The 24,341-nt window shown below is 69.9% G+C and carries 24 protein-coding genes; 13 read left to right on the top strand and 11 right to left on the bottom strand.

The annotated features are described in order from the left end of the window. Positions 1 to 2 precede the first annotated feature (2 nt). The 5 genes from OG905_RS31470 to OG905_RS31490 all read right to left on the bottom strand — a co-directional run bounded on the left by OG905_RS31470 (position 3) and on the right by OG905_RS31490 (position 4,867). On the bottom strand, positions 3 to 1,787 hold the full coding sequence (locus tag OG905_RS31470) for a glycoside hydrolase family 15 protein (RefSeq protein WP_328679408.1): 1,785 nt from the start codon (positions 1,785 to 1,787) through the stop codon (positions 3 to 5). Between the two features lie 63 nt (positions 1,788 to 1,850). Next, entirely contained in the window at positions 1,851 to 2,639 is a 789-nt protein-coding gene (locus tag OG905_RS31475; RefSeq protein WP_328679410.1) for an SURF1 family cytochrome oxidase biogenesis protein, read from the bottom strand. A gap of 135 nt (positions 2,640 to 2,774) precedes the next feature. Further along, positions 2,775 to 3,008: a hypothetical protein gene (locus OG905_RS31480; RefSeq protein WP_324973319.1), complete on the bottom strand. Its 234-nt coding sequence runs from the start codon at positions 3,006 to 3,008 to the stop codon at positions 2,775 to 2,777. 64 nt (positions 3,009 to 3,072) lie between these two features. Further along, a complete protein-coding gene (locus tag OG905_RS31485) occupies positions 3,073 to 4,065 on the bottom strand; it encodes a DEDDh family exonuclease (RefSeq protein ID WP_443044015.1) in 993 nt (330 codons plus the stop codon). Between the two features lie 166 nt (positions 4,066 to 4,231). Then, a complete protein-coding gene (locus OG905_RS31490) occupies positions 4,232 to 4,867 on the bottom strand; it encodes a TetR/AcrR family transcriptional regulator (protein ID WP_328679413.1) in 636 nt (211 codons plus the stop codon). Positions 4,868 to 4,960: 93 nt separating this feature from the next. On the opposite strand from OG905_RS31490, the gene OG905_RS31495 reads away from it, so the two are divergent. The 8 genes from OG905_RS31495 to OG905_RS31530 all read left to right on the top strand — a co-directional run bounded on the left by OG905_RS31495 (position 4,961) and on the right by OG905_RS31530 (position 12,700). Continuing rightward, positions 4,961 to 5,788 (top strand): acetoacetate decarboxylase family protein, encoded by an 828-nt coding sequence (locus OG905_RS31495; protein ID WP_328679415.1) that lies wholly within the window; start codon positions 4,961 to 4,963, stop codon positions 5,786 to 5,788. Next, positions 5,788 to 6,672 carry an SDR family NAD(P)-dependent oxidoreductase gene (locus tag OG905_RS31500; protein ID WP_328679417.1) on the top strand — a complete coding sequence of 295 codons (885 nt, stop codon included), beginning with the start codon at positions 5,788 to 5,790 and terminating at the stop codon, positions 6,670 to 6,672. Before OG905_RS31495 ends, OG905_RS31500 begins: the two co-directional genes overlap by 1 nt. 10 nt (positions 6,673 to 6,682) lie before the next feature. Beyond that, positions 6,683 to 7,972 carry an amidohydrolase family protein gene (locus tag OG905_RS31505; protein ID WP_328679419.1) on the top strand — a complete coding sequence of 430 codons (1,290 nt, stop codon included), beginning with the start codon at positions 6,683 to 6,685 and terminating at the stop codon, positions 7,970 to 7,972. Continuing rightward, on the top strand, positions 7,969 to 9,204 hold the full coding sequence (locus OG905_RS31510) for an amidohydrolase family protein (RefSeq protein ID WP_328679421.1): 1,236 nt from the start codon (positions 7,969 to 7,971) through the stop codon (positions 9,202 to 9,204). The genes OG905_RS31505 and OG905_RS31510 overlap by 4 nt, the downstream gene beginning before the upstream one ends. A 24-nt stretch (positions 9,205 to 9,228) precedes the next feature. After that, entirely contained in the window at positions 9,229 to 9,939 is a 711-nt protein-coding gene (locus OG905_RS31515) for a VIT1/CCC1 transporter family protein (RefSeq protein WP_328679423.1), read from the top strand. A 104-nt stretch (positions 9,940 to 10,043) separates the two neighbouring features. Further along, positions 10,044 to 10,928, top strand: a complete 885-nt coding sequence (locus tag OG905_RS31520) for a sterol desaturase family protein (RefSeq protein ID WP_328679426.1) — start codon at positions 10,044 to 10,046, stop codon at positions 10,926 to 10,928. Positions 10,929 to 10,957: 29 nt separating this feature from the next. Further along, the gene (locus OG905_RS31525; RefSeq protein ID WP_328682701.1) at positions 10,958 to 11,623 is read left to right on the top strand and encodes a lysoplasmalogenase; all 666 of its coding nucleotides are present in this window, start codon (positions 10,958 to 10,960) and stop codon (positions 11,621 to 11,623) included. 18 nt (positions 11,624 to 11,641) lie between these two features. Further along, positions 11,642 to 12,700 (top strand): zinc-dependent alcohol dehydrogenase family protein, encoded by a 1,059-nt coding sequence (locus tag OG905_RS31530; protein WP_328679427.1) that lies wholly within the window; start codon positions 11,642 to 11,644, stop codon positions 12,698 to 12,700. A 58-nt stretch (positions 12,701 to 12,758) separates the two neighbouring features. Here OG905_RS31530 and OG905_RS31535 read toward each other — a convergent pair whose 3' ends face one another. Then, the gene (locus OG905_RS31535) at positions 12,759 to 14,291 is read right to left on the bottom strand and encodes a S8 family peptidase (protein WP_328679429.1); all 1,533 of its coding nucleotides are present in this window, start codon (positions 14,289 to 14,291) and stop codon (positions 12,759 to 12,761) included. A 252-nt stretch (positions 14,292 to 14,543) separates the two neighbouring features. Here OG905_RS31535 and OG905_RS31540 point away from each other — a divergent pair, with 252 nt between their 5' ends. The 3 genes from OG905_RS31540 (at position 14,544) to moaA (ending at position 17,691) form a co-directional block, all read left to right on the top strand. Further along, positions 14,544 to 14,909, top strand: coding sequence for a DUF485 domain-containing protein (locus OG905_RS31540; RefSeq protein ID WP_328679431.1), 366 nt, complete (start codon positions 14,544 to 14,546; stop codon positions 14,907 to 14,909). Beyond that, positions 14,906 to 16,546 (top strand): solute symporter family protein, encoded by a 1,641-nt coding sequence (locus tag OG905_RS31545; protein WP_328679433.1) that lies wholly within the window; start codon positions 14,906 to 14,908, stop codon positions 16,544 to 16,546. The genes OG905_RS31540 and OG905_RS31545 overlap by 4 nt, the downstream gene beginning before the upstream one ends. A gap of 155 nt (positions 16,547 to 16,701) precedes the next feature. Next, the gene (moaA, locus tag OG905_RS31550; RefSeq protein ID WP_328679435.1) at positions 16,702 to 17,691 is read left to right on the top strand and encodes a GTP 3',8-cyclase MoaA; all 990 of its coding nucleotides are present in this window, start codon (positions 16,702 to 16,704) and stop codon (positions 17,689 to 17,691) included. An 87-nt stretch (positions 17,692 to 17,778) separates the two neighbouring features. Here the strand turns inward: moaA and OG905_RS31555 are convergent, their stop codons facing one another. Both OG905_RS31555 and OG905_RS31560 read right to left on the bottom strand, forming a co-directional pair. After that, entirely contained in the window at positions 17,779 to 17,994 is a 216-nt protein-coding gene (locus tag OG905_RS31555; RefSeq protein WP_328679437.1) for a hypothetical protein, read from the bottom strand. 191 nt (positions 17,995 to 18,185) lie between these two features. Next, positions 18,186 to 18,560, bottom strand: coding sequence for a DUF3099 domain-containing protein (locus OG905_RS31560; protein WP_328682703.1), 375 nt, complete (start codon positions 18,558 to 18,560; stop codon positions 18,186 to 18,188). Positions 18,561 to 18,773: 213 nt separating this feature from the next. Between OG905_RS31560 and OG905_RS31565 the strand changes: the two genes are divergently transcribed. After that, on the top strand, positions 18,774 to 19,049 hold the full coding sequence (locus OG905_RS31565) for a GlsB/YeaQ/YmgE family stress response membrane protein (RefSeq protein WP_328679439.1): 276 nt from the start codon (positions 18,774 to 18,776) through the stop codon (positions 19,047 to 19,049). Between the two features lie 67 nt (positions 19,050 to 19,116). On the opposite strand, the gene tyrS is transcribed toward OG905_RS31565, so the two are convergent. From tyrS to OG905_RS31580, 3 genes are all read right to left on the bottom strand, one after another. Continuing rightward, on the bottom strand, positions 19,117 to 20,385 hold the full coding sequence (gene tyrS, locus OG905_RS31570) for a tyrosine--tRNA ligase (RefSeq protein WP_328679441.1): 1,269 nt from the start codon (positions 20,383 to 20,385) through the stop codon (positions 19,117 to 19,119). A gap of 58 nt (positions 20,386 to 20,443) precedes the next feature. Beyond that, a complete protein-coding gene (locus tag OG905_RS31575) occupies positions 20,444 to 21,835 on the bottom strand; it encodes a metallopeptidase TldD-related protein (RefSeq protein ID WP_328679443.1) in 1,392 nt (463 codons plus the stop codon). Positions 21,836 to 21,926: 91 nt separating this feature from the next. Beyond that, entirely contained in the window at positions 21,927 to 23,450 is a 1,524-nt protein-coding gene (locus tag OG905_RS31580; RefSeq protein ID WP_328679444.1) for a TldD/PmbA family protein, read from the bottom strand. Positions 23,451 to 23,633: 183 nt separating this feature from the next. Between OG905_RS31580 and fabG the strand changes: the two genes are divergently transcribed. Continuing rightward, a complete protein-coding gene (fabG, locus tag OG905_RS31585) occupies positions 23,634 to 24,338 on the top strand; it encodes a 3-oxoacyl-[acyl-carrier-protein] reductase (protein ID WP_324973265.1) in 705 nt (234 codons plus the stop codon). The last annotated feature ends 3 nt before the right edge of the window (positions 24,339 to 24,341 follow it).

The following is a 24,341-nucleotide window of genomic DNA, read 5'->3' on the forward strand; positions in this document are numbered from 1 at the left end:
GCCTATCCTGCCGTCTCCTCCCCGGCCAGCGCGAGGGCCGAGACGACCAGCCCGATATGGCTGAACGCCTGCGGGAAGTTCCCGACCTGCCGGCCGGCCACGGGGTCGTACTCCTCGGCCAGCAGCCCGACGTCGTTGCGCAGGGCGAGCAGCCGCTCGAACAGCTCCCGCGCATCCTTCACCCGCCCCGTCAGCCGCAACGCGTCGACCAGCCAGAACGAGCAGGCCAGAAACGCCCCTTCGCTCCCGGGCAGCCCGTCCACCGTCCGGCTGTCGGTGCTGTAGCGGCGTACGAGACCTGCCGTCCCCAGCTCCTCGCGCACCGCGTCCACCGTCCCGATCACCCTCGGGTCGTCCGGCGGCAGAAAGCCGACCCGTGGGATCAGCAGTGCAGCCGCGTCGAGTTCGACGGAGCCGTAGGACTGCGTGAAGGTGTTCCGCACCGGGTCGAACCCCTTCTCGCACACCTCCCGGTGCACCTCGTCGCGCATCGCGCGCCACCGGTCCGCGTCGCCGTGCAGCCAACGATGCCTCTCCAGGGTGCGCACGGCTCGGTCCGCCGCCACCCACGCCATCACCTTGGAGTGCACGAAGTGGCGCCGGGGGCCCCGTACTTCCCACAGCCCCTCGTCCGGCTCGCGCCACTTGGACTCCAGGAAGCCGAGCAGGCTGAGCTGCAGATTCCAGGCGTGCTTCTCCGCGGGCAGACCCGCCTCCCGGGCCACGAAGAGGGAGTCGAGCACCTCTCCGTACACATCGAGCTGCAGCTGCTTGACCGCCTCGTTGCCCGTGCGGACCGGCGCGGAGCCCTCGTAGCCGCTCAGCCACTCCAGCTCCGTCTCGGGCAGTCGGCGCTCTCCCGACAGCCCGTACATGATCTGCAGATCCGCCGGGTCTCCGGCCACCGCCCGCAGCAGCCAGTTGCGCCAGGCCCAGGCTTCCTCCTGGTAGCCCGCCATCACCAGCGCGCCCAGCGTGAGGGTGGCATCCCGCAGCCAGCAGTAGCGGTAGTCCCAGTTGCGTACGCCGCCGAGCTCCTCCGGCAGGGAGGTGGTGGGCGCGGCGACGATCCCGCCGGTCGGGGCGTAGGTCAGCGCCCGCAGCGTGATGAGCGAGCGGACCACGGCCTCGCGGTAGGGACCCCCGCCCCGGCAGCGCCGGGACCATTCGGCCCAGTCGTCCAGGCTGCTGCGCAACGCGTCGTACGGATCGATGAGGGTCGGCCGCGGCTCGTTCGAGGGATGCCAGGTCATGACGAACGCCACCGACTCGCCCTCGCCGACCGTGAATGACGTGCGGGTGCTGAACTCCTGCCCCCAGGTCTTGACGTCCGGCTCGCTGCGCACCCATACGGAGTCGGGGCCCGCGACCGCCACCCGGTGACCTTCCGCCCTGCGCATCCACGGCACCACGGAGCCGTAGTCGAAGCGCAGCCGCAGCGTGCCGCTCATCTCGACCGAGCCGCTGACGCCCTCCACGATGCGGACGACATCGGGGACCGTGTCGCGCTGCGGCATGAAGTCGATGACCTTGACCGTGCCGGTACGCGTCTCCCACACCGACTCCAGGACGAGCGATTCCCCGATGTAGCCGCGGCGGGTGCAGGGACCGGCGCCCTTGGGCGCGAGCGTCCAGTGGCCGTTGTCCTTGTTCCCGAGCAGCGCGGCGAAACAGGCTCCGGAGTCGAAGCGGGGCAGGCACAGCCAGTCGATGGAGCCGTTGTTGCCCACCAGCGCGGCGGTCTGGAGATCGCCGATGAGGGCGTAGTCCTCGATGCGTAGGGTCACGCATTCGCGTGTTCCCGCCCAGCGCGGTGATTAAGCAGCCGCGGAGCTGGGCCGGGGCCACGGCTAGGCGTTCGCGGGGGCCGGCTCCTGTGCCGTTTGCGCCGCGGAGGCCTCGCGGTCGCGCTTCTCGCGGCGTACGAGAATCACCCAGCCGACGGGTACCGCCGCGGTGAACAGCCACCACTGGACGGCGTACGCCATGTGCGAGCCGATGGAGTCGTGGTCGGGGTCCGGGATCAGTTCCGGGCTGCTGCCCGCGGGCTCGGGCGCGGTCTGCTCCAGATAGCCGCCGAGCACGGTGCGGCCCAGCGCCTTCGCCTGCTGCGCGCTGCTGATCAGCATGATCTGGCGGGGCGGCAGACCGGCGAGGTCCTTGATGCCGCTGGCCTTCGTCGTCTCGTCGGCCTTGAGCCGGCCGGTCACCGTCACCGTCCCCTTGGGCGCGGGCGGCACGGAGGGGAAGGCCTGCTGCTCGGCCGCCGTCGGGATCCAGCCGCGGTTGATCAGGACCGCCCGGCCGTCGGCGAGGACCAGCGGGGTCAGGACATGGAATCCGATGCGTTCGTCGGCGGAGGTGCGGCGGCGTACGACGACTTCGTGCGCGGTGTCGAAAGTGCCGGTGGCGGTGACCCGGCGCCAGTAGTCGGCGCTGGGGACGGTGTGCCCGGGGGAGGTGAGCTCGGTCACGGGGACGGGCTTCGTCCGGAGGTTCTTCGCGATGAGTGTGTTCTGCGCGACCCGGTGCTGATGCCGGTGGAGCTGCCAGAAGCCCAGCTCGATCATCGTGGGGATGAGTACGAGGCCGATGAGGGTGAGGATCACCCACTGGCGGGACAACAGGAAGCGGTACACGGCTTCGACCGTACCCGCTGCGGCGCCGGGGCCCGGAGCGGGGGTCCCGCCCGGGCCCGCGAACCAGCTGTCGCGGGGACCGGAGCCCGTCGCGCTCGCCGCGGCGTGGTGCTCAACGACCGGGGCGCAGCCGGGTCAGACCTTGTCGACGATGCCCGCCCTCCCCTCCGCGCGGGCGCAGTGCCCGCCGCAGTACCAGTGGCCCTCGACCTCGACGCCCTGTCCGATGATCTGGACCCGGCAGTGCTCACAGATGGGCGCCATGCGGTGAATGGCGCAGGAGAAGCAGTCGAAGACGTGAATCGCGCCCTGCGCGTGCACCTCGAAGGACATGCCGTAGTCGTTTCCGCAAACCTCGCAACGTGCCATGCGCCACAGGGTGGGACGCGAGGCGGCCGCGGTGCGAGCGGGCGGCGGGCGAGTCGCGTCCGGTTCACTCCGATGCGGGTGCCTGAGCCACGTCCCGCAACAGGTGGGTGAAGGCCGCCTCGTCGATGACCGGCGTGCCGTACGCCTTCGCCTTCACCGTCTTCGACGTCGAGGCCCCGGGATCGTTGGTCACCAGAAGGCTCGTCAGCCGGGACACGCTCGTGGCGACATGCAGGCCCGCCTCGATCGCCCGGTCCTCCAGCAGTTCGCGGTCGACGGAGGTGTCGCCGGAGAAGGCCACCCGCATGCCCTGCACGAGCGCCTCGCCCACCTCGTACCGTCCCGGGTTGGGGTAGGGGCACGCGGGGCGCTTGCGCGAGGGCCGCCAGCTGCTGTGCCCGTACGCGCTCTGGCCGTACGAAGCCTGGTAACCGATCCTCGGGGTCGCGGGCGAGTCCGACCACTCGGTCAGCGGACGGCATTCGAGCAGCGGCAGCCGCACCCCGTCACGCGCCGCGGTGTGCAGACTCGGGCGGAACGCCTCGGCCAGCACGCGGGCGTCGTCCAGGGCGTGGTGGGCCCGCTGCTGTACGACGCCGAAGTGCGCGGCGAGCGACTCCAGCTTGTGATTGGGCAGCGGCAGCCGCAGCTCCTTGGAGAGCGCGATGGTGCAGAGCCGCTGCCGGGTGGGCGCGGTGGTGCTCGCGCGCGCGTACTCCCGGGAGATCATCGACCAGTCGAAGATGGCGTTGTGCGCGACGAGGACCCGGCCGTCGAGCCGCTCGGAGAACTCTTCGGCGATATCACCGAAGAGCGGTGCGCCTTCCAGCACATCGCTCGTCAGACCGTGGATCCACACCGGACCCGGATCCCGTTCCGGGTTGACGAGGGTGTACCAGTGGTCCTCGACATTTCCCCGGGCGTCGAGACGGTACACAGCAGCGGAGATTATCCGGTCGTCGCGAGCGAGTCCGGTGGTCTCCACGTCGACGACCGCGTATCCCTGGGGATACGCGGTCGGCCACGCTGTAGCTGCGGTTGTACGGTCGTCGAGCATGGTCACAGAGAATACGGGCCCGCACTGACAACTCAGGATGGGCCCGGTCCGTCGGCCGGCCGGTCCGGCGCGGCGACGAGGTGCCCGGCAGTGCGCTGTTCCAGGCCACCGCCGTCAACAGGCCCCGGCGGCAGGCGAGATAAGGCCAGTGTCGCCCGACCGGGTGTCACCTGACCGTGTGTCGCGCGGGTGCGAGCAGCGCGCTCACCAGTGCCCTGGCGGAGGCGGTGAACAGCTTCTCCGGATCGGCGGGCCGCGCCAGCGCGCGGGCCAGCGCCGGGTCGTGCTCCGCCGTCCTCGTGTCCCACAGTTCCTGCTCCCCGGGCGACTGGACCGGCGAGCGTTCCCGGTTGCGCTCGACGAGCACGAAGCCGACGACCTGGAACTGGACGGCGCGCACCGCCTCGGCCGCGCGCGCCCCCCGCAGTCCCGCGGCGTGCACCTCGTGGACGAGCGCCTGCTGCGCGGGCAGGAACATCCGTTCCGTGAGCCCCCGTTCATGGACCATCGCGATCAGATGGGGGCGCTCGCGCAGCTCACGGCGCAGCCGCCGGGCGACCGAGACGATGCGCTGTGCGGGCGTACGGCCGACGGGCCGGATCGCGCCCATCTCCTGAACCGTCCGCTCCACCAGTGCGTCGAGCAGCGACTCGCGATTGCCGACGTGCCAGTAGATCGAGGTGACGGCCGTGCCGAGCTCGGCGGCGAGCTTGCGCATGGTGAGGGCCCCCGGCCCGTGCTGCTTGACGAGCGAGGCGGCGGCTTCGAGTACCTCCTCGCGGGTCAGCGCGGTTCTCGGCATGGTGCCCCCAATTCCGGTACGTGCATGGCTCTTTACCCTTCATCGCCCCCGGTGTAACTGTGTTACAGGCCGACTGACGAAGGGCGGTACGACATGGCACGCGTACGGTACGGCGCGCGCACCGAGGCGGAGATCGCCGCGGCCCGCGCATCCAGCACCAAGCTCCCCGACATCTGGTCCACCGGCGTCGTGGCGGTCTGGGAGAGCGACCCCGACGCGGTGGCGGCCGTACTTCCGCCGCCGCTCAAACCCACCGAACGGCCCCTGGTGCGGGCCAGTATCAGCAAGGTCGACCTGCCCGGCTATCCTCCCCCACAGCCTTCGGCGCGGGAGGTACCCCCAGGCGCCGGCTCGGTGGCCGTCGCGGCGCTGCACGACGGGCGCGAGGGCTGGTACCCGCTCGTCATGCCGATGACCCATGAGCGCGCGCTGATCGGGGGACGGGAAGTCTTCGGCGAGCCGAAGAAGCTGGGCGAGGTCGGTGTCGAACGCGACGGACTGGTCGTACGGGCCGTGCTCGCCCGGCACGGCATCGCCTTCGTCGAGGTGCGCGGAGCGGTGGACGGCCCGCTTCCGCTGCCCGAACCGGCGGCGAAGCTCGACTTCTACTTCAAGTTCCTGCCCGCGGTCGACGGACAGGGCTTCGACGCCGACCCCGTCCTCGTGCACTGCACGCGCAACGAGAAGTTCCGCAAGCTGGAGAAGCTCACCGGCGATGTGGTGCTGCGCGAGTCGATGTACGACCCCGTCGCGGACCTGCCCGTGCGCCGTGTCGTCGAGCTCACCATCGGCGACAAGACCACCGACCAGAAGGGCAGAGTCGCCGAGCGGGTGAGCGCCCAGGCCCTGCTGCCCTACATCCACCAGCGCTACGACGACCCGCAGCAGATCCTCGACGGTCCCCCTGCGGGGAGCGTCTGATGCGGCTGAGGCAGGGACAGGTCGCCGTCGTCACGGGCGCGGCCGGCGGCATCGGGCTCGCCATGGCACGGCGGTTCGCGGCCGAAGGGCTCAGGGTCGTCCTCGCTGACGTCGAGGAACAGGCCCTGCACAAGGCGGCGGACGAACTCACCGCGGACGGGGCGCGGGTGCTCGCGCACACCGTCGACGTGGCGGACCGCGCCTCCGTCTTCGAGCTTGCCGACGCCGCGCATGAGACCTTCGGCGCCGTCCATGTGCTGTGCAACAACGCGGGGGTCGGCTCCGGCGCCGAGGGCCGGATGTGGGAGCACGAGCCCAACGACTGGAAATGGGCCTTCGCCGTCAACGTCTGGGGTGTCTTCCACGGCATCCAGGCCTTCGTGCCGCGCATGATCGCGAGCGGCGAGCCGGGCCATGTCGTCAACACCTCGTCCGGCGACGGCGGGATCGCACCCCTGCCCACCGCGTCCGTGTACGCGGTCACCAAGTCGGCGGTGGTGACGATGACGGAGTCGCTGTACGCGCATCTGAAGGCGGAGCACGCGCGCGTGGGCGCGTCCGTCCTCTTCCCGGGGCCGCACATGCTGCGCACCGGACTGTGGGAGTCGCACCGCAACCGGCCCCGGCGGTACGCGAAGGAGCGCCCGCGCAAGACGCCGTACCGCAGCCTGGACCAGTGGGAGAAGGCGATGAAGGACGCCGGCCAGGAGGTGAGGTTCACCCCGGTCGAGGAGGTCGCCGACTTCGTCGTGGACTCGATCCGAGCGGACCGTTTCTGGATGCTGCCCGCGAGCGAGCACAGCGACCGGCAGATCCGCGCCAGGTCGCAGTCGATGCTCGACCGCGCGGACCCGTCGTACCTGGAAAGCTTCATTCTCGACTGAGGGACACCTGATGTCAGACGTGAGGTCAGACCCGTACCTGATCATTTCCTCCGACTGCCACGCCGGACTGCCGACCGAGCAGTACCGGCCCTATCTGGAGTCCCGCGTCCACCGGGACTTCGACGCCTTCCTCGCCGGGCAGGGCCGCCGCCGCGAGGAGATGACCCGGCTCGGCGTACGCAACGAAGCCTTCGCCGACAAGTGGTTCAGCGACAACGAGGAAGGCCTCAAGGGCGGTTGGGACACCGCCCAGCGGCTCAAGGAGCTCGACGGCGACGGAGTGGCGGCCGAGGTCGTCTTCCCGGACGCGGACGCCGTCGACAGCCAGACCGCGGCGCCCTTCGGAGTGGGGCTCGGCCTGAGCGGCGACCAGGACCCCGGACTCGGCATGGCGGGTGCGCAGGCGCACAACCGCTGGCTGGCCGAATTCGTCGGCCAGAATCCGGAGCGCCACTGCGGGGTCGCCCTGCTGCCCATCACGGCGGAGCCCGCGAAGGTCGTCGCCGAGATCCACCGCGCCAAGGAGTCCGGGCTCGGCGCGCTGATGATCCCCTCGATGTGGGTCGACAAGGAGCCGTACCACGACCGGCGTTACGACCCGGTGTGGGCTGCCGCCGCGGAGAGCGGGATGCCGGTGGTCACCCACTCCGGCGCGGCGCCGCGCCACGAGTATGGCGACCACCTCGGCATCTATGTCTCCGAGGTCACCTGGTGGCCGGCGCGGCCGCTGTGGTTCCTGCTCTGGTCCGGCGTCTTCGAGCGCCATCCCGGCCTGAAGTTCGGCGTCGCCGAGTCCGGCTGCTGGTGGCTTCCCAACCAGCTCTGGTTCATGGACCGGCTCTATCTCGGTGCGCACGGCGGCAAGAAGCTCTCGCCCTTCGCCGAGCTGAAGCGGCCGCCGAGCGAGTATCTCGACCGGCAGATCTTCATCTGCGCCACCAACACCAAGCGGCGCGAACTCGCCCAGCGCTACGAGATCGGCGTCGACAACATCCTGTGGGGCAGCGACTTCCCGCACCCCGAGGGCACCTGGCCCGACACGCGCGCGTGGCTGGCGAAAACCTTCCACGACATCCCCGTCGCCGAGACCCGCCGCATGCTGGGCCTGGCCGCCGCGGACGTCTTCGGCTTCGACACCGAAAAGCTCGCCCCGATCGCCCGGCGCATCGGCCCGACCCCGGCCGAACTGGGCCAGTCCGAGGACCAGTCGGCCGTCGAGGCATCCTGGGCGAGGTCGCGGGAGGTGGGCCGCCACTGGCTGACCGAGCACGACTTCCCTGTCCTGGGAGCCTCGTCATGAGAGACGGAGCCGACCGCTACACCGTCATCTCCGCCGACTGTCACGCCGGGGCCGATCTCCTCGACTACAAGCCGTATCTGGAGAAGAGGTACCACGACGACTTCGACGCCTGGGCGGCCACCTACGTCAATCCGTACGAGGATCTGCTCGCCGACACCGCCGACCGCAACTGGAACTCGGAGCGCCGCCTCAGTGAGCTGGAGGCCGACGGCATCGTCGCCGAGGTCGTCTTCCCCAACACCATCCCGCCGTTCTTCCCCAGCGCCTCGCTGATGGCCCCGGCGCCCACGCGGGAGGAATACGAACTGCGCTGGGCCGGGCTGCGTGCCCACAACCGCTGGCTCGCCGACTTCTGCGCGGCGGCGCCCGGACGGCGGGCGGGCGTGGCACAGATCCTGCTCAACGACGTCGACGAGGCGGTCCGCGAGATCCGCCGCACGAGCCGGGCGGGCCTCACCGGCGGGATCCTGCTGCCGGGCACACCACCCGGCTCGGGCCTACCTGAGCTGTACTCGGGGACGTACGACCCGATCTGGGCGGTCTGCGACGAGCTCGGCGTACCCGTCAACCACCACGGCGGCTCGGCGTCCCCGCCACTGGGTGAAGAACCGGCGGCCCGTGCGGTGTTCATGGTGGAGACGACCTGGTTCTCGCACCGGGCCCTGTGGCATCTGATCTTCGGCGGGGCCTTCCGCCGCCACCCGGAGCTGAAGCTGGTCCTCACCGAACAGGGCTCGGGCTGGATCCCGGGCGTGCTCGACATGCTGGACTACTACCACGCGCGCCTGGTGGCCGCGGCGACGAGAGCCGCCACCGCGGAGTCCAAGTTCGGCGCGGGGCTTGCCGCTTCGATGGGCAGGGGCCCGAGTGAGGTCTGGCGCGAGAACTGCTTCGTCGGCGCGAGCTTCATGCGCCCGCACGAAGTGCCGCTGCGCGACCGGATCGGCCTCGACAAGATCATGTGGGGCTGCGACTATCCGCACGACGAAGGCACCACTCCCTACTCCCGCGAAGGCCTCCGCATCGCCTACGCGGGGCTGCCGAGGAACGAGGTCGCGGCGATGGCCGGCGGCAACGCCGCCCGGGTCTACGGCTTCGACCTCGGCGTACTCGACCCCATCGCGGCCAAGGTCGGCCCGACGGTCGAGGAGATCGCCGAGCCCCTGACCGAGATCCCGGCGGCGGCGACCAGCCCCGCGTTCGCCCGGGGCGGGTCGGTGCGCGTCTGGTGAGAGGGAGGGTGAGACCCTCCCGTGGTGACCGACACACCGCACGACGAAGCCCACGGCGGGGCTCTCGGCGCGCGCCTCAACTGGCTGCGTGCCGCGGTCCTCGGCGCCAACGACGGCGTCGTGTCCACCGCGGGTCTCGTCGTCGGCGTGGCAGGCGCCACCGACTCGCGCGCCACCCTCCTCACGGCGGGCCTCACGGGACTGCTTGCCGGATCGATGTCCATGGCGGCCGGCGAGTACGTCTCCGTCTCCACCCAGCGCGACTCCGAGAAGGCGGCCCTGGCCGTGGAACGGCGCGAGCTGCGGGAGGAGCCGGAGGAGGAACTGGAGGAACTGACCGGCCTGTTGGTGGCCCGCGGCCTGTCGCAGGACGTGGCCCGCGAGGCCGCCGAGCAGCTCACCGAACGCGACGCCCTGCGCGCCCACGCGCGCGTGGAGCTCGGCATCGACCCGGACGATCTTGCCAACCCGTGGCATGCGGCCGGCGCGAGCTTCCTCGCGTTCACGGCGGGCGCGCTGCTGCCCCTGCTGGCGATCGTGCTTCCGCCCTCGTGGCTGCGCCTGCCGGTCACGGTCCTCTCGGTCCTCGCGGCCCTGGCCCTGACGGGCTGGTGGAGCGCCCGCCTGGGCGCCGCGTCGGCGGGGCCCGCGGTGCTGCGGAACGTGGGCGGGGGAGCGCTGGCGATGGCGGTCACCTATGGGGCGGGGTCGCTGCTCGGCGCGGTGGGGGTTTGAGGGGCAGGTTGGCAGAAGTCACCAACTGCAGCTGACAAGTCGTCTCACATACTTGTCGGTAGCAACATCTAGCCGAGCCCCGCCCCCGCCTCTACGGTGCTCGCATGCCGAACCTGCCCGATGCCGTGCTGTGGTCGATACCCGCCTTCGTGCTGCTCACCGTCCTGGAGGTCGTGAGCTACCGGATCCATCCCGACGAGGACGCCGCAGGCTACGAGACCAAGGACGCCGCCACCAGCATCGGTATGGGGCTCGGCAGTCTCGCCTTCGACTTCCTCTGGAAGATCCCCATCGTCGCGATCTACACCGCGGTCTACGAGCTCACCCCGGCCCGCGTCCCCGTCCTGTGGTGGACCGTGCTGCTGATGCTGCTCGCGCAGGACTTCTTCTACTACTGGTCCCACCGAGGCCACCACGTCATCCGGATCCTGTGGGCCTGCCATGTCGTGCACCACTCCAGCCGGAAGTTCAACCTCAGCACCGCGCTGCGCCAGCCCTGGACGAGTCTGACCGTCTGGCCGTTCTATCTGCCGCTCATCGCGTGCGGAGTGCATCCCGCCGCGCTCGCCTTCTGCTCCTCGGCCAACCTCGTCTACCAGTTCTGGGTGCACACCGAGCGGATCGACAAGCTGCCGCGGCCCTTCGAGTACGTACTGAACACGCCCTCCCACCACCGGGTGCACCACGCCTCCCAAGGCGGCTACCTGGACCGGAACTTCGGCGGGATCCTCATCGTGTGGGACCGGCTCTTCGGGTCCTTCGCACCGGAGACCGAGCGGCCCGTCTTCGGGCTCACCAAGAACATCGAGACGTACAACCCGCTGCGGGTCGCGACACACGAGTACGCGGCCATCGCGAGGGACGTACGGGCGGCCGGCACCTGGCGCGAGCGGGCCGGGCGCATCTTCCGCGGGCCCGGCTGGCAGCCCGCCGCCACGCAGCCGGCTGTCGCACCGGTGGCCAAAACGGCCGCGGAGCCTGCCGCGTGAGCACACCGGAAGGCGTCGGCGCCCGCGACCTGGTCCGACGGCAGGCGGCCGCGGAATCCCGCTCGGGCCGCGAGGCGCTCGCCCGTGTCCTGCTCATCGCCTTCGGCCTCGCCGTCGCCGTCGACCTCGGATCCCTCCTCGCAGGGACCGAGGCCGGTCACCAGATCGCCAAGCCCCTGCTCATGCCGCTGCTCGCGGGCCATGTGTACGCACGGGGCGGGCGGCGGCTGCTGGTCGCCGCGCTGCTCTGCGGCTGGGGCGGGGACGTGTTCCTGCTGGCCTCGGCCGACATCGCCTTCCTTCTCGGTATGGGGTGCTTCGCGGCCGGGCACGTCTGCTACCTGCTGCTCTTCGGGCGGGGACGTACACACCCCGGGCTGGGCATCGGCTACGGCATCGCACTGGTCGCGGCCGTTGCCGCGCTCTGGCCGGACCTTCCGGCCGATCTGCGCATTCCGGTCGCCGGATACAGCGTGCTGCTCACCGCCATGGCATACCGCTCCTCGCGGCTCGGGCTCGTGGTCGGGCTCGGCGGGGCGCTCTTCCTGCTCTCCGACATGCTCATCGCCACCGGTGTCGCGGAGTGGCCGCAGCTGCCGCGCCCCGACTTCTGGATCATGCTGACCTATCTCGGCGCACAGGCACTGCTCGCACAGGCGTACCGTGAAAGGCCCGTTCCACGTTTCACCGTCTGATCAGCAAGGACCTGCCTCATGCGCGCCACCGTCATCCACGCCCCGCACGACATCCGCGTGGAGGAGGTGCCCGATCCGGCGATCCGGCAGCCGACCGACGTGGTGCTGCGCGTCCTGCGCGCCTGTATATGCGGCAGCGACCTGTGGGCGTACCGAGGTGAGTCGGCCCGGCAGCCGGGGCAGCGCATCGGCCACGAGTTCCTGGGCGTGGTCGAGGAGGCCGGTTCCGCGGTCACCGGCTTCGAGCCCGGCGATCTGGTCGTCGCTCCGTTCGTCTGGTCCGACGGCAGCTGCGAGTACTGCGCCGAAGGCCTGCAGACCTCCTGCCCGCAGGGCGGCTTCTGGGGCTCGATCGACGCCGGGGGCCAGGCGTCCGACGGCGGTCAGGGCGAGGCCGTACGCGTTCCCTTCGCCGACGGCACCCTCGTCAAGCTCCCCGCGGACGCCGCGTCCGACGACCGGCTGCTGACCGGGCTGCTCGCGCTCTCCGACGTCATGGGCACGGGGCACCACGCCGCCATCGGCGCGGGGGTCACCAAAGGCTCCACCGTCGCGGTCGTCGGCGACGGCGCGGTCGGCCTGTGCGGAGTGCTGGCCGCCAAGCGGCTCGGCGCCGAGCGGATCATCGCGCTCGGCCGCCACCAGGTGCGTACCGACATCGCCAGGACCTTCGGCGCCACCGATGTCGTCGCCGAGCGCGGCGACGGGGCCGTCGCGGCCGTCCGTGAACTGACCGGCGGGCAGGGCGCGCATGCCGTGATCGAGGCCGTCGGCACCGAGCAGTCGATGCGTACGGCCGTCGGGATCGCCCGCGACGGCGGCGCGATCGGCTATGTCGGGGTGCCCCACGGCAGCGGCACCGGCCTGGACCTGGGCGTCATGTTCGACCGGAACATCGCCCTGCGCGGCGGCGTCGCGCCCGTGCGCGCGTACATCCCCGAGCTGCTGCCCGACATCCTGGACGGCACGATCGACCCGTCGCCGGTCTTCGACCTGTCGGTCGGCCTCGACGGTGTTCCCGCGGGCTACCGGGCGATGGACGAGCGCACCGCGCTGAAGGTCCTCATCAAGCCGTGACACAGCGCAGAGAGGCCGGACGCGACCTGCGCGTCCGGCCCCCTGAACTCCTCAGCCGTCAGCGGCGAACCGCGTCCAGCGCGTCCGCGACACCGGTGCCGTAGAAGCTGTTCTTGCGCGTGCCGCCCTCGCACACCGCGTCGACCGTGCCGTCGCCGTTGATGTCGTACGGGTTCGTGCAGGCCGTGTCGTCCGCCTCCGCGTACAGCAGGGCCTTCACCGCAGCCGCCGAAGCGTGCGGGTGCTGCGACTTGATGAGCGCGACGACGCCCGCGACATGCGGCGAGGCCATCGACGTACCGGCCTTGTAGCCGTACTTGCCGCCCGGCAGCGTGGACAGGATCCGGCCGTCGACGGCCGGCGCGTCCGGCTTCTGGAAGGCGGTCGAGTCACCGCCGGGGGCGGAGATGTCGATGACGCCGAGACCGTAGTTGGAGTACGAGGACTTCAGGTTCTTCGCACCCAGCGCCGAGACGGTGACGACCCCGGGAATCTGGGTCGGAATGTCCAGGCACTCACGGGGGTTGATGACCCGCGTGCCCGGGGTGGTGTCGTTCGGGCTCGTCGTGTCGGTGAGCTCGTCGGCGGCGAGGTCCATCTTCGAGTTGCCGGCCGCGGCGACGTTCACCACGCCCTTGTGCTCCGCGTAGCCGATGGCCCGGCGGTGCGCCTCGACGAGAGCGCCCTGGTCGAGGTCGTTCTTGCAGTTGAACAGCCACGGGTCCGTGTAGTAGCTGTTGTTGGTCACATCGACGCCGTGCTCGGCGGCCCACACGAAGCCGCAGACGACGGCCTCGGTGTAGAAGAAGCCGTCCGTGGTCGCCACCTTGATGCCGGAGACCTTGACGCCCGGGGCGACACCCGTGATGCCGACGCCGTTCTTGGCCGCGGCTATCGTGCCCGCGACATGCGTGCCGTGGTCGCTCTCGTTGGCGGCCGGCCGCCAGGAGCCGGGAGTCGTGTCGGGCTTGCCGCTCACACAGTTGGCGGACGCCCCGACGTCGAAGTTGGGCGCGAGATCGGGGTGGGTGTCGTCGACACCGGTGTCGATGACCGCGACCGTGACCTTCTTGCTGCCCAGCGTCTTCTCGTGTGCCTTGTCCGCCTTGATGGCGGGCAGGTCCCACTGAAGGGGCTCGAGCGGGTCCTGACCGGCGTCCGCCTGTGCGGCCGCGGTCTTCGCCTCGTCGGCGGTCAGCGGGCGCTCGGAGTCGATCGCCGTGTCGCTCGCGGGGGCGATCGGCGCGGTGCGCGTCGCGCCCGCCGAGGCCACGCCCCGGACCTGACGGATCGTCTTGGCGAAGTCGGGGTTCTGCGAGTGGACGACGATGACGCCTATCTGGTCATAGGCGATCACCACCGTGCCGCCGGCCTTGGCTATCGCCTTCTTCACCGATGTGGCGGTGTGGTGCCCGCCCTTGACGTTCACGACGTACGACAGCTTCGGGCCGTCGGTCACGACCGCGGCGGGTACCTCGTCCGCCTGGGCCGCCGATGCGGCTCCCGCGGGAAGGAAACCGAGCGAGGCTGTGAGCGCCAGACCTGCGGGCAGAGCGAGTGCGCGCCGCCGTCTGGATCCCAGATGAGCCATGGGTTCTCCACATCATCCGTGTCAACCGCCCAGACCCCTGTGAATGGGCGGGTACATGACCAGCGAAGCTATCGCCGATCATGGGCCGCCATCAATGAGTTCTGGAAGAAATCGGTAAGAAAAAGGCCGATGTTGAACCGGCCCGGCGTGCTCTCCGTGCCGTTGTCAGGGGGTGGAGCAACATCAAAACCACCCCCGACCAGTGAGGTCCCCATGTCCAACCCCACCGCACCCGCGTCGCGAGGAGATTCCGTGGCCACCGATGCACCGCCGCCCCAGGGCGGTACGGACACCAGCCCCGTTCAGCCCACGACAGAGTCGTTTGTCGAGGTGCAGGAGAGTGCGGAATTCGGCGAACTGCGCCGCGCATACCGCTCCTTCGCCTTCCCCCTGACCGTCGCCTTCATCGCCTGGTACCTGCTCTACGTACTGCTGTCCAACTACGCCGGCGGCTTTATGGGCACCAAGCTATTCGGCAACATCAATGTCGCCCTCGTCTTCGGACTCGCCCAATTCGCCACCACGTTCCTCATCGCCTGGCTCTACTCGCGTCACGCAGCCGAGAAGCTCGACCCCAAGGCCGAGGCGATCAAGTCCCGCATGGAGGACGACGCATGAGCGCCGCGTACGCCGCCTATCCCACGGTCCAGCTCGCCGCCGAAGAAGCGAGCGAACACCGGCCGCTGATCATCACGCTCTTCGCATGCTTCGTCGTCGCCACCCTGTTCATCACCGTGTGGGCCGGACGCCAGACCAAGAGCGCCGCCGACTTCTACGCGGGCGGCCGCCAGTTCACCGCATTCCAGAACGGGCTCGCGGTCTCCGGCGACTACATGTCGGCCGCGTCCTTCCTCGGTATCGCGGGCGCCATCGCCCTCTTCGGCTACGACGGCTTCCTCTACTCGATCGGCTTCCTCGTCGCCTGGCTGGTCGCGCTGCTGCTGGTCGCCGAACCGCTCCGCAACTCCGGCCGCTACACGATGGGCGACGTCCTCGCCTACCGCATGCGCCAGCGCCCGGTCCGTACCGCCGCCGGCACCTCCACCATCGTCGTCTCGATCTTCTATCTGCTGGCGCAGATGGCGGGCGCGGGCGTGCTGGTCTCGCTGCTGCTCGGCATCACCAGCGACGCGGGCAAGATCGCGATCGTCGCGCTGGTCGGCGTACTGATGATCGTGTACGTGACCATCGGCGGCATGAAGGGCACCACCTGGGTGCAGATGGTCAAGGCCGTCCTGCTCATCGCGGGCACCGTGCTCATCACCTTCCTGATCCTGCTGAAGTTCAACTTCAACCTCTCCGACCTGCTCGGCAAGGCGGCCGAGAACAGCGGAAAGGGAGCGTCCTTCCTGGAGCCGGGGCTCAAGTACGGCAAGACCGGCACATCGAAGCTGGACTTCATCTCGCTCGGCATCGCGCTGGTGCTCGGCACCGCGGGACTGCCGCACATCCTGATCCGCTTCTACACCGTGCCCACCGCCAAGGCCGCGCGTAAGTCGGTCAACTGGGCGATCGGCATCATCGGCGCCTTCTATCTGATGACCATCGTGCTCGGCTTCGGCGCGGCGGCCCTGCTCAAGCCGGGCGACATCATCGCCTCCAACAAGGCGGGCAATACGGCGGCGCCACTGGCGGCCCTGGAGATCGGCGGCGGCTCGGGCTCCACGGGAGGCTCCGTCCTGCTGGCGGTGATCTCCGCGGTCGCCTTCGCCACCATCCTCGCGGTGGTCGCGGGCCTGACCCTGGCCTCCTCGTCCTCCTTCGCGCACGACATCTACGCCAACGTCATCCGCAAGGGCAAGGCGACCGAGAAGGAAGAGGTCCGGGCGGCCCGCTGGGCGACGGTCGCCATCGGCATCGTCTCCATCGCGCTCGGCGCGATGGCCCGCGATCTGAACGTCGCCGGTCTGGTCGCCCTCGCCTTCGCGGTCGCCGCGTCCGCGAACCTGCCGACGATCCTCTACAGCCTGTTCTGGAAGAGGTTCACCACGCAGGGCGCGCTGTGGTCCATCTACGGCGGTCTGACCTCGGCCGTGGTGCTGGTGCTCTTCTCGCCGGTCGTCTCCGGCAAGCCCACCTCCATGTTCAAGGAGGCGGACTTCTACTGGTTCCCGCTGGAGAACCCGGGCATCGTCTCGATCCCGCTGGGCTTCCTGCTCGGCTGGCTCGGCACCGTGCTGTCCAAGGAGGAGCCCGACAAGGGCAAGTACGCGGAGCTCGAGGTCAAGTCCCTCACCGGCACCGGAGCCCACTGAGAGACGGCATCGTACGAGTTCGTGCCGCGGCCGCGTCGTAGAGTCCTACGACGCGGCCGCACCGCTCCTCGTGACAATCGGGCCCCGTGCGTTGTCGGTGCCCTGGCGTAGGCTCGGTAGCAATAAGATCCGCTGAACAGGGGAGGGGGCCCACCGTGCTCATCGACACCTATGGCCGTGTGGCCACTGACCTGCGTGTTTCACTGACCGACCGCTGCAATCTGCGGTGTACGTACTGCATGCCGGAAGAGGGCCTGCAGTGGCTTGCCAAGCCAGATCTGCTCAGTGACGACGAGATCGTCCGGCTGATCCGTATCGCCGTCACCGATCTCGGCATCACCGAGGTCCGCTTCACCGGTGGGGAGCCGCTGCTGCGGCCCGGCCTGGTCGGGATAGTGGAGCGCTGCGCCGCTCTCGCACCCCGCCCCAAGATGTCCCTGACCACCAATGGCATAGGCCTCAAGCGCACCGCTGCCGCCCTCAAGACGGCGGGTCTGGACCGGGTCAATGTCTCGCTGGACACCCTGCGGCCCGAGGTCTTCAAGACCCTCACCCGCCGGGACCGCCACCACGACGTGCTGGACGGCCTGGAGGCCGCCCGCGAGGCGGGCCTCACCCCGGTCAAGGTCAACACGGTCCTGATGCCGGGCCTCAATGACGACGAGGCCCCCGAGCTGCTGGCCTGGGCCGTTGCTCATGACTACGAGCTGCGCTTCATCGAGCAGATGCCGCTGGACGCCCAGCACGGCTGGAAGCGCGACGGCATGATCACCGCGGGCGACATCCTCGAGTCGCTGCGTACGCGCTTCACCCTCACCGCCGAGGGCGAGCAGGAGCGCGGCTCCGCGCCCGCCGAGCGCTGGATCGTGGACGGCGGGTCGCACCGCGTCGGAGTCATCGCCTCCGTCACCCGCCCCTTCTGCTCCGCCTGCGACCGCACCAGGCTCACCGCCGACGGCCAGGTGCGCACCTGTCTGTTCGCCCGTGAGGAGACGGACCTGCGGGCCGCCCTGCGCTCGGACGCGCCGGACGAGGAGATCGCCCGCATCTGGAAGCTGGCGATGTGGGGCAAGAAGGCGGGCTCGGGCCTCGACGACCCGTCGTTCCTGCAGCCCGACCGCCCGATGTCGGCGATCGGCGGCTGAGCGGGAGCCGGCTGACCGCGCCAACGGTCAGCAATGCGCGCTGAGTTGTGCGGTGATCGGTGGTCGAGGGCGCTCGAGAAGGGCCGCCTAGGGCTGTTTCCGCTCCCATTCGTCGAGCGTCACGACATCCTTCAGAAAGCCGCGCAGGCCAAGGAAGTTGGACAGGTGCTCGCGGTGCTCGTCACAGGCGAGCCAGGTCTTGCGGCGCTCCGGAGTGTGCAGCTTCGGGTTGTTCCACGCGAGCACCCAGACGGCCTCGGCGCGGCAGCCCTTCGCGGAGCAGATCGGGGTCTCGTCACTCACTCTTACGTCCGTACCGAAGTGGCCACCACATGGCGACGCCGAGCAGCCACGGGGGGAGCTGCCCGGCGTCGGTCCGTCGCTCCGACGGGGGATGCGGAGCGCCTACGAAGTATGTCACGGGGAGTGGGGTGAGGTGCACTGGAACTTCACGATTGGCTGAGCTTTTCCTGAGCTTCGGGAGCCCCCTGGAATCAGCTCTGTTCCCGCCCATGGGCCTCCTGCCGGGCTCCGTCGGCTTCCGGCTCTCCTTCCGCGGCGGTGGGCGTGACCGGCGCGATCACCGGCCGGGACGGGGCGGGGACGAACGTCGAGGGTGCTGAAGGGGCGCTCTCCCGGCCCGCGTTGGCGATCACCACGGAAATGTACGGGAGAATCCCGCCGAGCACGAGTGCCACGATGGCCACAGGGCGTTCCACATTCCACAGGACCGCGGCAAGGATCACCGCCACGGTTCGAACCGACATCGAGATCACATAGCGGCGCTGCCGTCCGCGCACATCGTCCGCGAGACCCTGGCGCGCTCCGGTGATCCGGAAGACCTCCGTGCTGCCATGCTTCCGCATCACGTTCCACCACCCGATTTCCGCGTCGGACACTCCCCGGTCCTGACGCCTTCCACCGTACGCCGCGCATCGGACACCTACGAGACCGGGGCGGGCCCCACCTGCGTGGTCGCGGCTGCGCCGTAGTGCGTACGGCTGTGCCCGACATGCGCTGTACGGCGGGCAGGCCGAGACTGAGGCGTAACTGCACACGCAGAGCCTTACGAGGAGGCAGCCATGGGCTGGTTGTGGGCGATCATCGTGGGATTCGTGCTCGGTCTGCTCGCCAAGGCGATCATCCCGGGCAAGCAGCACAGTCCGCTCTGGCTGACCACCATCTTCGGCATCATCGGCGCCCTGATCGGCAATGCGCTGGCGCGTGGGTTCGGCATCGACGAGACCAGCGGCATCGACTGGGGGCGTCACGTACTCCAGCTCGCGGCGGCCGTGGTGATCGTGCTCCTGGGAGACATGGCCTACACCGCCGTACGCGGCAACAGGCAGAGAGCCTGAGCGCCGGCAAAGGCTCCGCCCCGAACCCCGCAGCGGGGGTTCGGGGCGGAGCCATTGCCACAGCCGGTCAGCCCGCGGTGACCTCGACCGCGGCCAGGTTCTTCTTGCCCCGGCGCAGCACCAGCCAGCGCCCGTGCAGCAGATCCTCACGCGCCGGCACCGCGTCCTCCGCGGCGACCTTGACGTTGTTCACGTAGGCTCCACCCTCCTTCACGGTGCGGCGGGCGGCCGACTTGCTGGCCACGAGCCCCACCTCCGCGAACAGGTCCACGACCGGAGCCAGCTCGGCGACCTGGGCATGCGGCAGCTCGGAGAGCGCCGCCCGCAGCGTCGGCTCGTCGAGCCCTGCCAGCTCCCCCTGCCCGAACAGCGCCTTCGAGGCATTGACGACGGCCGCGCATTCGTCCGCGCCATGCACGAGCGTCGTCAGCTCCTCCGCCAGCGCCCGCTGCGCGGCACGCGCCTGCGGCCGCTCCTCGGTCAGCGTCTCCAGCTCCTCGATCTCCTCGCGGGACCTGAAGCTGAAGATCCGCAGGAACTTGGAGACGTCCCGGTCGTCCGCGTTCAGCCAGAACTGGTAGAAGGCGTACGGAGTCGTGCGCTCCGGGTCGAGCCAGACCGTGCCGGTCTCCGTCTTGCCGAACTTCGTACCGTCCGCCTTGGTGATCAGCGGGGTGGCCAGCGCATGCACCTCGGCCTCCGGCTCGACCCGGTGGATCAGGTCGGTGCCCGCGGTCAGATTGCCCCACTGGTCGCTGCCGCCGGTCTGCAGCGTGCAGCCGTAGCGCCGGTTCAGCTCCAGGAAGTCCATGCCCTGCAGGATCTGGTAGCTGAACTCGGTGTAGCTGATGCCCGCGTCGGAGTTCAGTCGCCGGGCGACCGCCTCCTTGGCGATCATCTTGTTGACCCGGAAGTACTTGCCGACGTCGCGCAGGAAGTCGATCGCCGACAGGCCCGACGTCCAGTCCAGGTTGTTGACCATGGTCGCGGCGTGCGGTCCCTCGAAGTCGAGGAAGCGCTCGATCTGCCCGCGCAGCCGCTCCACCCAGCCCGCGACGACCTCCGGCGCGTTGAGCGTGCGCTCGGAGTTCGGCTTCGGGTCCCCGATCAGACCGGTGGCGCCGCCGACCAGACCCAGCGGGCGGTTCCCCGCCAGCTGGATCCGGCGCATGGTGAGGATCTGGACCAGATTGCCCAGGTGCAGGCTGGGCGCGGTCGGGTCGAAGCCGCAATAGAACGTGACGGGACCGTCCGCGAACGCCTTGCGCAATGCGTCCTCGTCAGTGGAGAGGGCGATCAGCCCACGCCACTGCAGTTCGTCGACGATGTCCGTCACGTCTCTCGCGTCTCCTTCGATGTGCCATCGTTCGGTGTGTCCAGGGTCGAGTACGAGGTTATACGCCCTGGCTGACCGAACTCATATTGAAATCGGGGATGCGCAGCGCGGGCATCGCGGCCCGGGTGAACCAGTCGCCCCACTCGCGCGGCAGCGTCTTCTCGGTACGTCCCGCCTCGGTGGTCCGCGAGAGCAGATCGACGGGCGACTCGTTGAAGCGGAAGTTGTTCACCTCGCCGACCACCTCGCCGTTCTCCACCAGGTAGACGCCGTCCCTGGTCAGCCCGGTCAGCAGCAGCGTGGCCGGGTCGACCTCGCGGATGTACCAGAGGCAGGTCAGCAGCAGCCCGCGGGCGGTCGCCGAGACCATCTCGTCCAGCGAGCGCTCGCCGCCGCCGTCCAGGATCAGATTGCCCGCTCCGGGCGCGACGGGCAGGCCGGTCAGGGCGGCACTGTGCCGGGTGGTGACCAGGTGCTCCAGCTTTCCGTCGCGTACCCAGTCCGTCGCCGACAACGGCAGGCCGTTGTCGAAGACCGATGCGTCGTCGCCCGAGGAGTGGGCGATCACGAACGGCGCGGACTCCAGACCCGGTTCGTTCGGGTCGCTGCGCAGGGTCAGCGGCAGGGGCGAGAGCGTCTCGCCGATACGGGTGCCGCCGCCCGGCTTGGAGAAGACCGTACGGCCCTCGGCCGCGTCCCGGGCCGCCGACGACCACAGCTGGTAGATCAGCAGATCGGCCACCGCGGTGGGCGGCAGCAGCGTCTCGTACCGGCCCGCGGGCAGATCGATCCGGCGCTCGGCCCAGCCGAGCCGGCCTGCGAGCTCCGCGTCGAGCAGCGCGGGGTCGACGTCCTTGAAGTCCCGCGTCGAGCGGCCCGCCCAGGCGGAACGGGAGCGGTCGGGGGACTTGGCGTTGAGCTCCAGCGTGCCGTTGGGCTGGTCGTGGCGCAGCCGCAGCCCCGTCGACGTACCGAGGTAGGTGGAGGTGAGCTCGTGGTTGGCGAAGCCGTACAGCTCACGCCCGCCGGCCCGTGCGCGGGCGAACGCCTCGCCCAGCGCGGGAGCGAAGTCCGCGAAGACGGCGGAGGAGGTTTCGTCGGGCGCGTCAGTGAAGTCGGGGGACGCGGGGACCCCTTCGACGAGTGGCTGGGCGTCCTCGGCGGGGGCCGCCCCGCGCGCGGCGGCCTCGGCGGCGCGCACCAGCGGCTCCAGGTCGTCCGCGGTGACGGCGGAGCGCGATACGACACCGGACGCGGTGCCCTCGGAGCCGTCGACGGTGGCGACGACGGTGAGGGTGCGGCCGCGGGTGACGCCGTTGGTGGTCAGGGCATTGCCCGCCCAGCGCAGATTGGCGGAGGAGTGCTCGTCGGCGATGACGACGCAACTGTCGGCGGTGGACAGTTCGAGGGCCCGCTCGACGATCTCGTGCGGCTTGCTGTTGCGGCTCATCGACCGGCCTCCTGAGTCGTGTTGAGACTGTGCTTGCCCGGGGGACGACCCCCGGACCCCCAGCAAGGGGCGGTGCGGGCGCGGTCGGCGCTCATCGACCGGCCTCCTGAGTCGTGTTGAGAATGTTCACGCCGCGGAACAGCGCGGACGGGCAGCCGTGGGAGACCGCCGCGACCTGGCCCGGCTGGGCCTTGCCGCAGTTGAAGGCGCCGCCCAGGACATAGGTCTGTGGGCCGCCCACCTTCTCCATCGAGCCCCAGAAGTCCGTCGTCGTCGCCTGGTACGCGACATCGCGCAGCTGACCCGCCAGCTTGCCGTTCTCGATACGGAAGAAGCGCTGCCCGGTGAACTGGAAGTTGTAGCGCTGCATGTCGATCGACCACGACCGGTCGCCGACCACATAGATCCCGCGCTCCACCCCGCCGATCAGATCCTCCGTGGAGAGCCCGCCCGGATCCGGCTGCAGCGACACGTTCGCCATCCGCTGCACCGGCACATGACCGGGGGAGTCCGCGAACGCGCAGCCGTTGGAACGACCGAGGCCCGTCAGCTTCGCGATCCGCCGGTCCAGCTGGTAGCCCACCAGCGTCCCGTCCTTGACCAGGTCCCACGACTGCGCCTCGACGCCCTCGTCGTCGTAGCCGATGGTCGCGAGCCCGTGCTCGGCGGTCCGGTCGCCGGTCACATTCATCACCGACGAGCCGTACGCCAGCTTCCCCAGCTTGTCGAAGGTGGCGAAGGACGTCCCCGCGTAGGCCGCCTCGTACCCCAGCGCCCGGTCCAGCTCGGTGGCGTGGCCGATCGACTCATGGATGGTCAGCCAGAGATTCGACGGGTCGACCACCAGGTCGTACCGCCCGGCCTCGACGCTCTGCGCGCGCATCTTCTCCGCCAGCAGCCCCGGGATCTGCTCCAGTTCGGAGTCCCAGTCCCAGCCCGTGCCGGTCAGGTACTCCCAGCCGCGGCCCACCGGCGGGGCGATCGTGCGCATCGAGTCGAACTCACCGGTCGTCTCGTCGACCGCGACGGCAGTGAGCGCCGGATGCAGCCGCACCCGCTGCTGGGTGGTGACGGTGCCCGCCGTGTCCGCGTAGAACTTGTTCTCCTGCACGGTGAGCAGCGACGCGTCCACATGCGCCACGCCCTCCGCCCGCAGCAGCCGTGTGCTCCACTCGGTGAGCAGCGCGGTCTTGTCCTCGTCGGGTACCTCGAACGGGTTGATCTCGTACGAGGAGATCCAGGTGCGGTCCGCGTGCACCGGCTCCTCGGCCAGCTCCACCCGCTCGTCGGAGCCGGCCGCGGCGATCACCTTCGCCGACAGCTTGGCCATCGCGACCGCCTGGCCCGCGACCCGGGCGGCCGCGTCCATGGTCATGTCGACCCCGGAGGCGAACCCCCAGGCGCCGCCGTGCACCACCCGCACCGCGTACCCGATGTCGGTGGTGTCGGACGATCCTGCGGGCTTGGCGTCGCGCAGCCGCCACGCCGCACTGCGTACGCGCTCGAAGCGGAAGTCGGCGTGCTCGGCGCCGAGCGCACGCGCCCGGGCGAGTGCCGCGTCGGCGAGGGCCCGCAGCGGCAGCGCTGTGAAGGCTTCGTCGAGGGAATGAGGCACGGATGTCTCCTGTCGTTGAGACGGTCGTTCCGATCATGTCGCGCCGGAGGGGCCCTTGCCCAGCGCCATTCTGTAGGGACCCGACAGTGACTGGATGAAGGCGCTGTCAGGGCCCGATTCTCCGCGGGGGGTGCGGGACCGATAGGTTTTCGAGTACCAGACCGCTATCGAAAGGGTGATCCGTTGAGCCGCTCGGTTCTCGTCACCGGAGGAAACCGGGGCATCGGCCTCGCCATCGCCAGCGCGTTCGCCGAGGCCGGCGACAAGGTCGCGATCACCTACCGCTCGGGCGAGCCGCCGGCCGGCTTCCTGGCCGTCAAGTGCGACATCACCGACTCCGAGCAGGTGGAGCAGGCCTACAAGGAGATCGAGGAGAAGCACGGTCCCGTCGAGGTGCTGGTGGCCAACGCCGGTGTCACCAAGGACCAGCTGCTGATGCGGATGTCCGAGGAGGACTTCACCTCCGTCCTCGACACCAACCTCACCGGCACCTTCCGGGTCGTCAAGCGCGCCAACCGCGGCATGCTGCGTGCCAAGAAGGGCCGTGTCGTGCTGATCTCCTCCGTGGTCGGGCTGCTGGGCTCGGCGGGACAGGCCAACTACGCCGCCTCCAAGGCGGGTCTCGTCGGCTTCGCCCGCTCGCTGGCCCGCGAACTCGGTTCGCGGAACATCACCTTCAACGTCGTCGCGCCCGGTTTTGTCGACACCGACATGACCAAGGTGCTCAACGACGAGCAGCGCGCGGGCATCGTCTCGCAGGTGCCGCTCGGCCGTTACGCGCAGCCGGAGGAGATCGCCGCCGCGGTGCGCTTCCTCGCCTCCGACGACGCCTCGTACATCACTGGAGCCGTCATCCCCGTTGACGGCGGATTGGGCATGGGTCACTGATCA

The sequence above is a fragment of the Streptomyces sp. NBC_00322 genome, from assembly GCF_036147535.1.
Classification (GTDB): Bacteria; Actinomycetota; Actinomycetes; order Streptomycetales; family Streptomycetaceae; genus Streptomyces.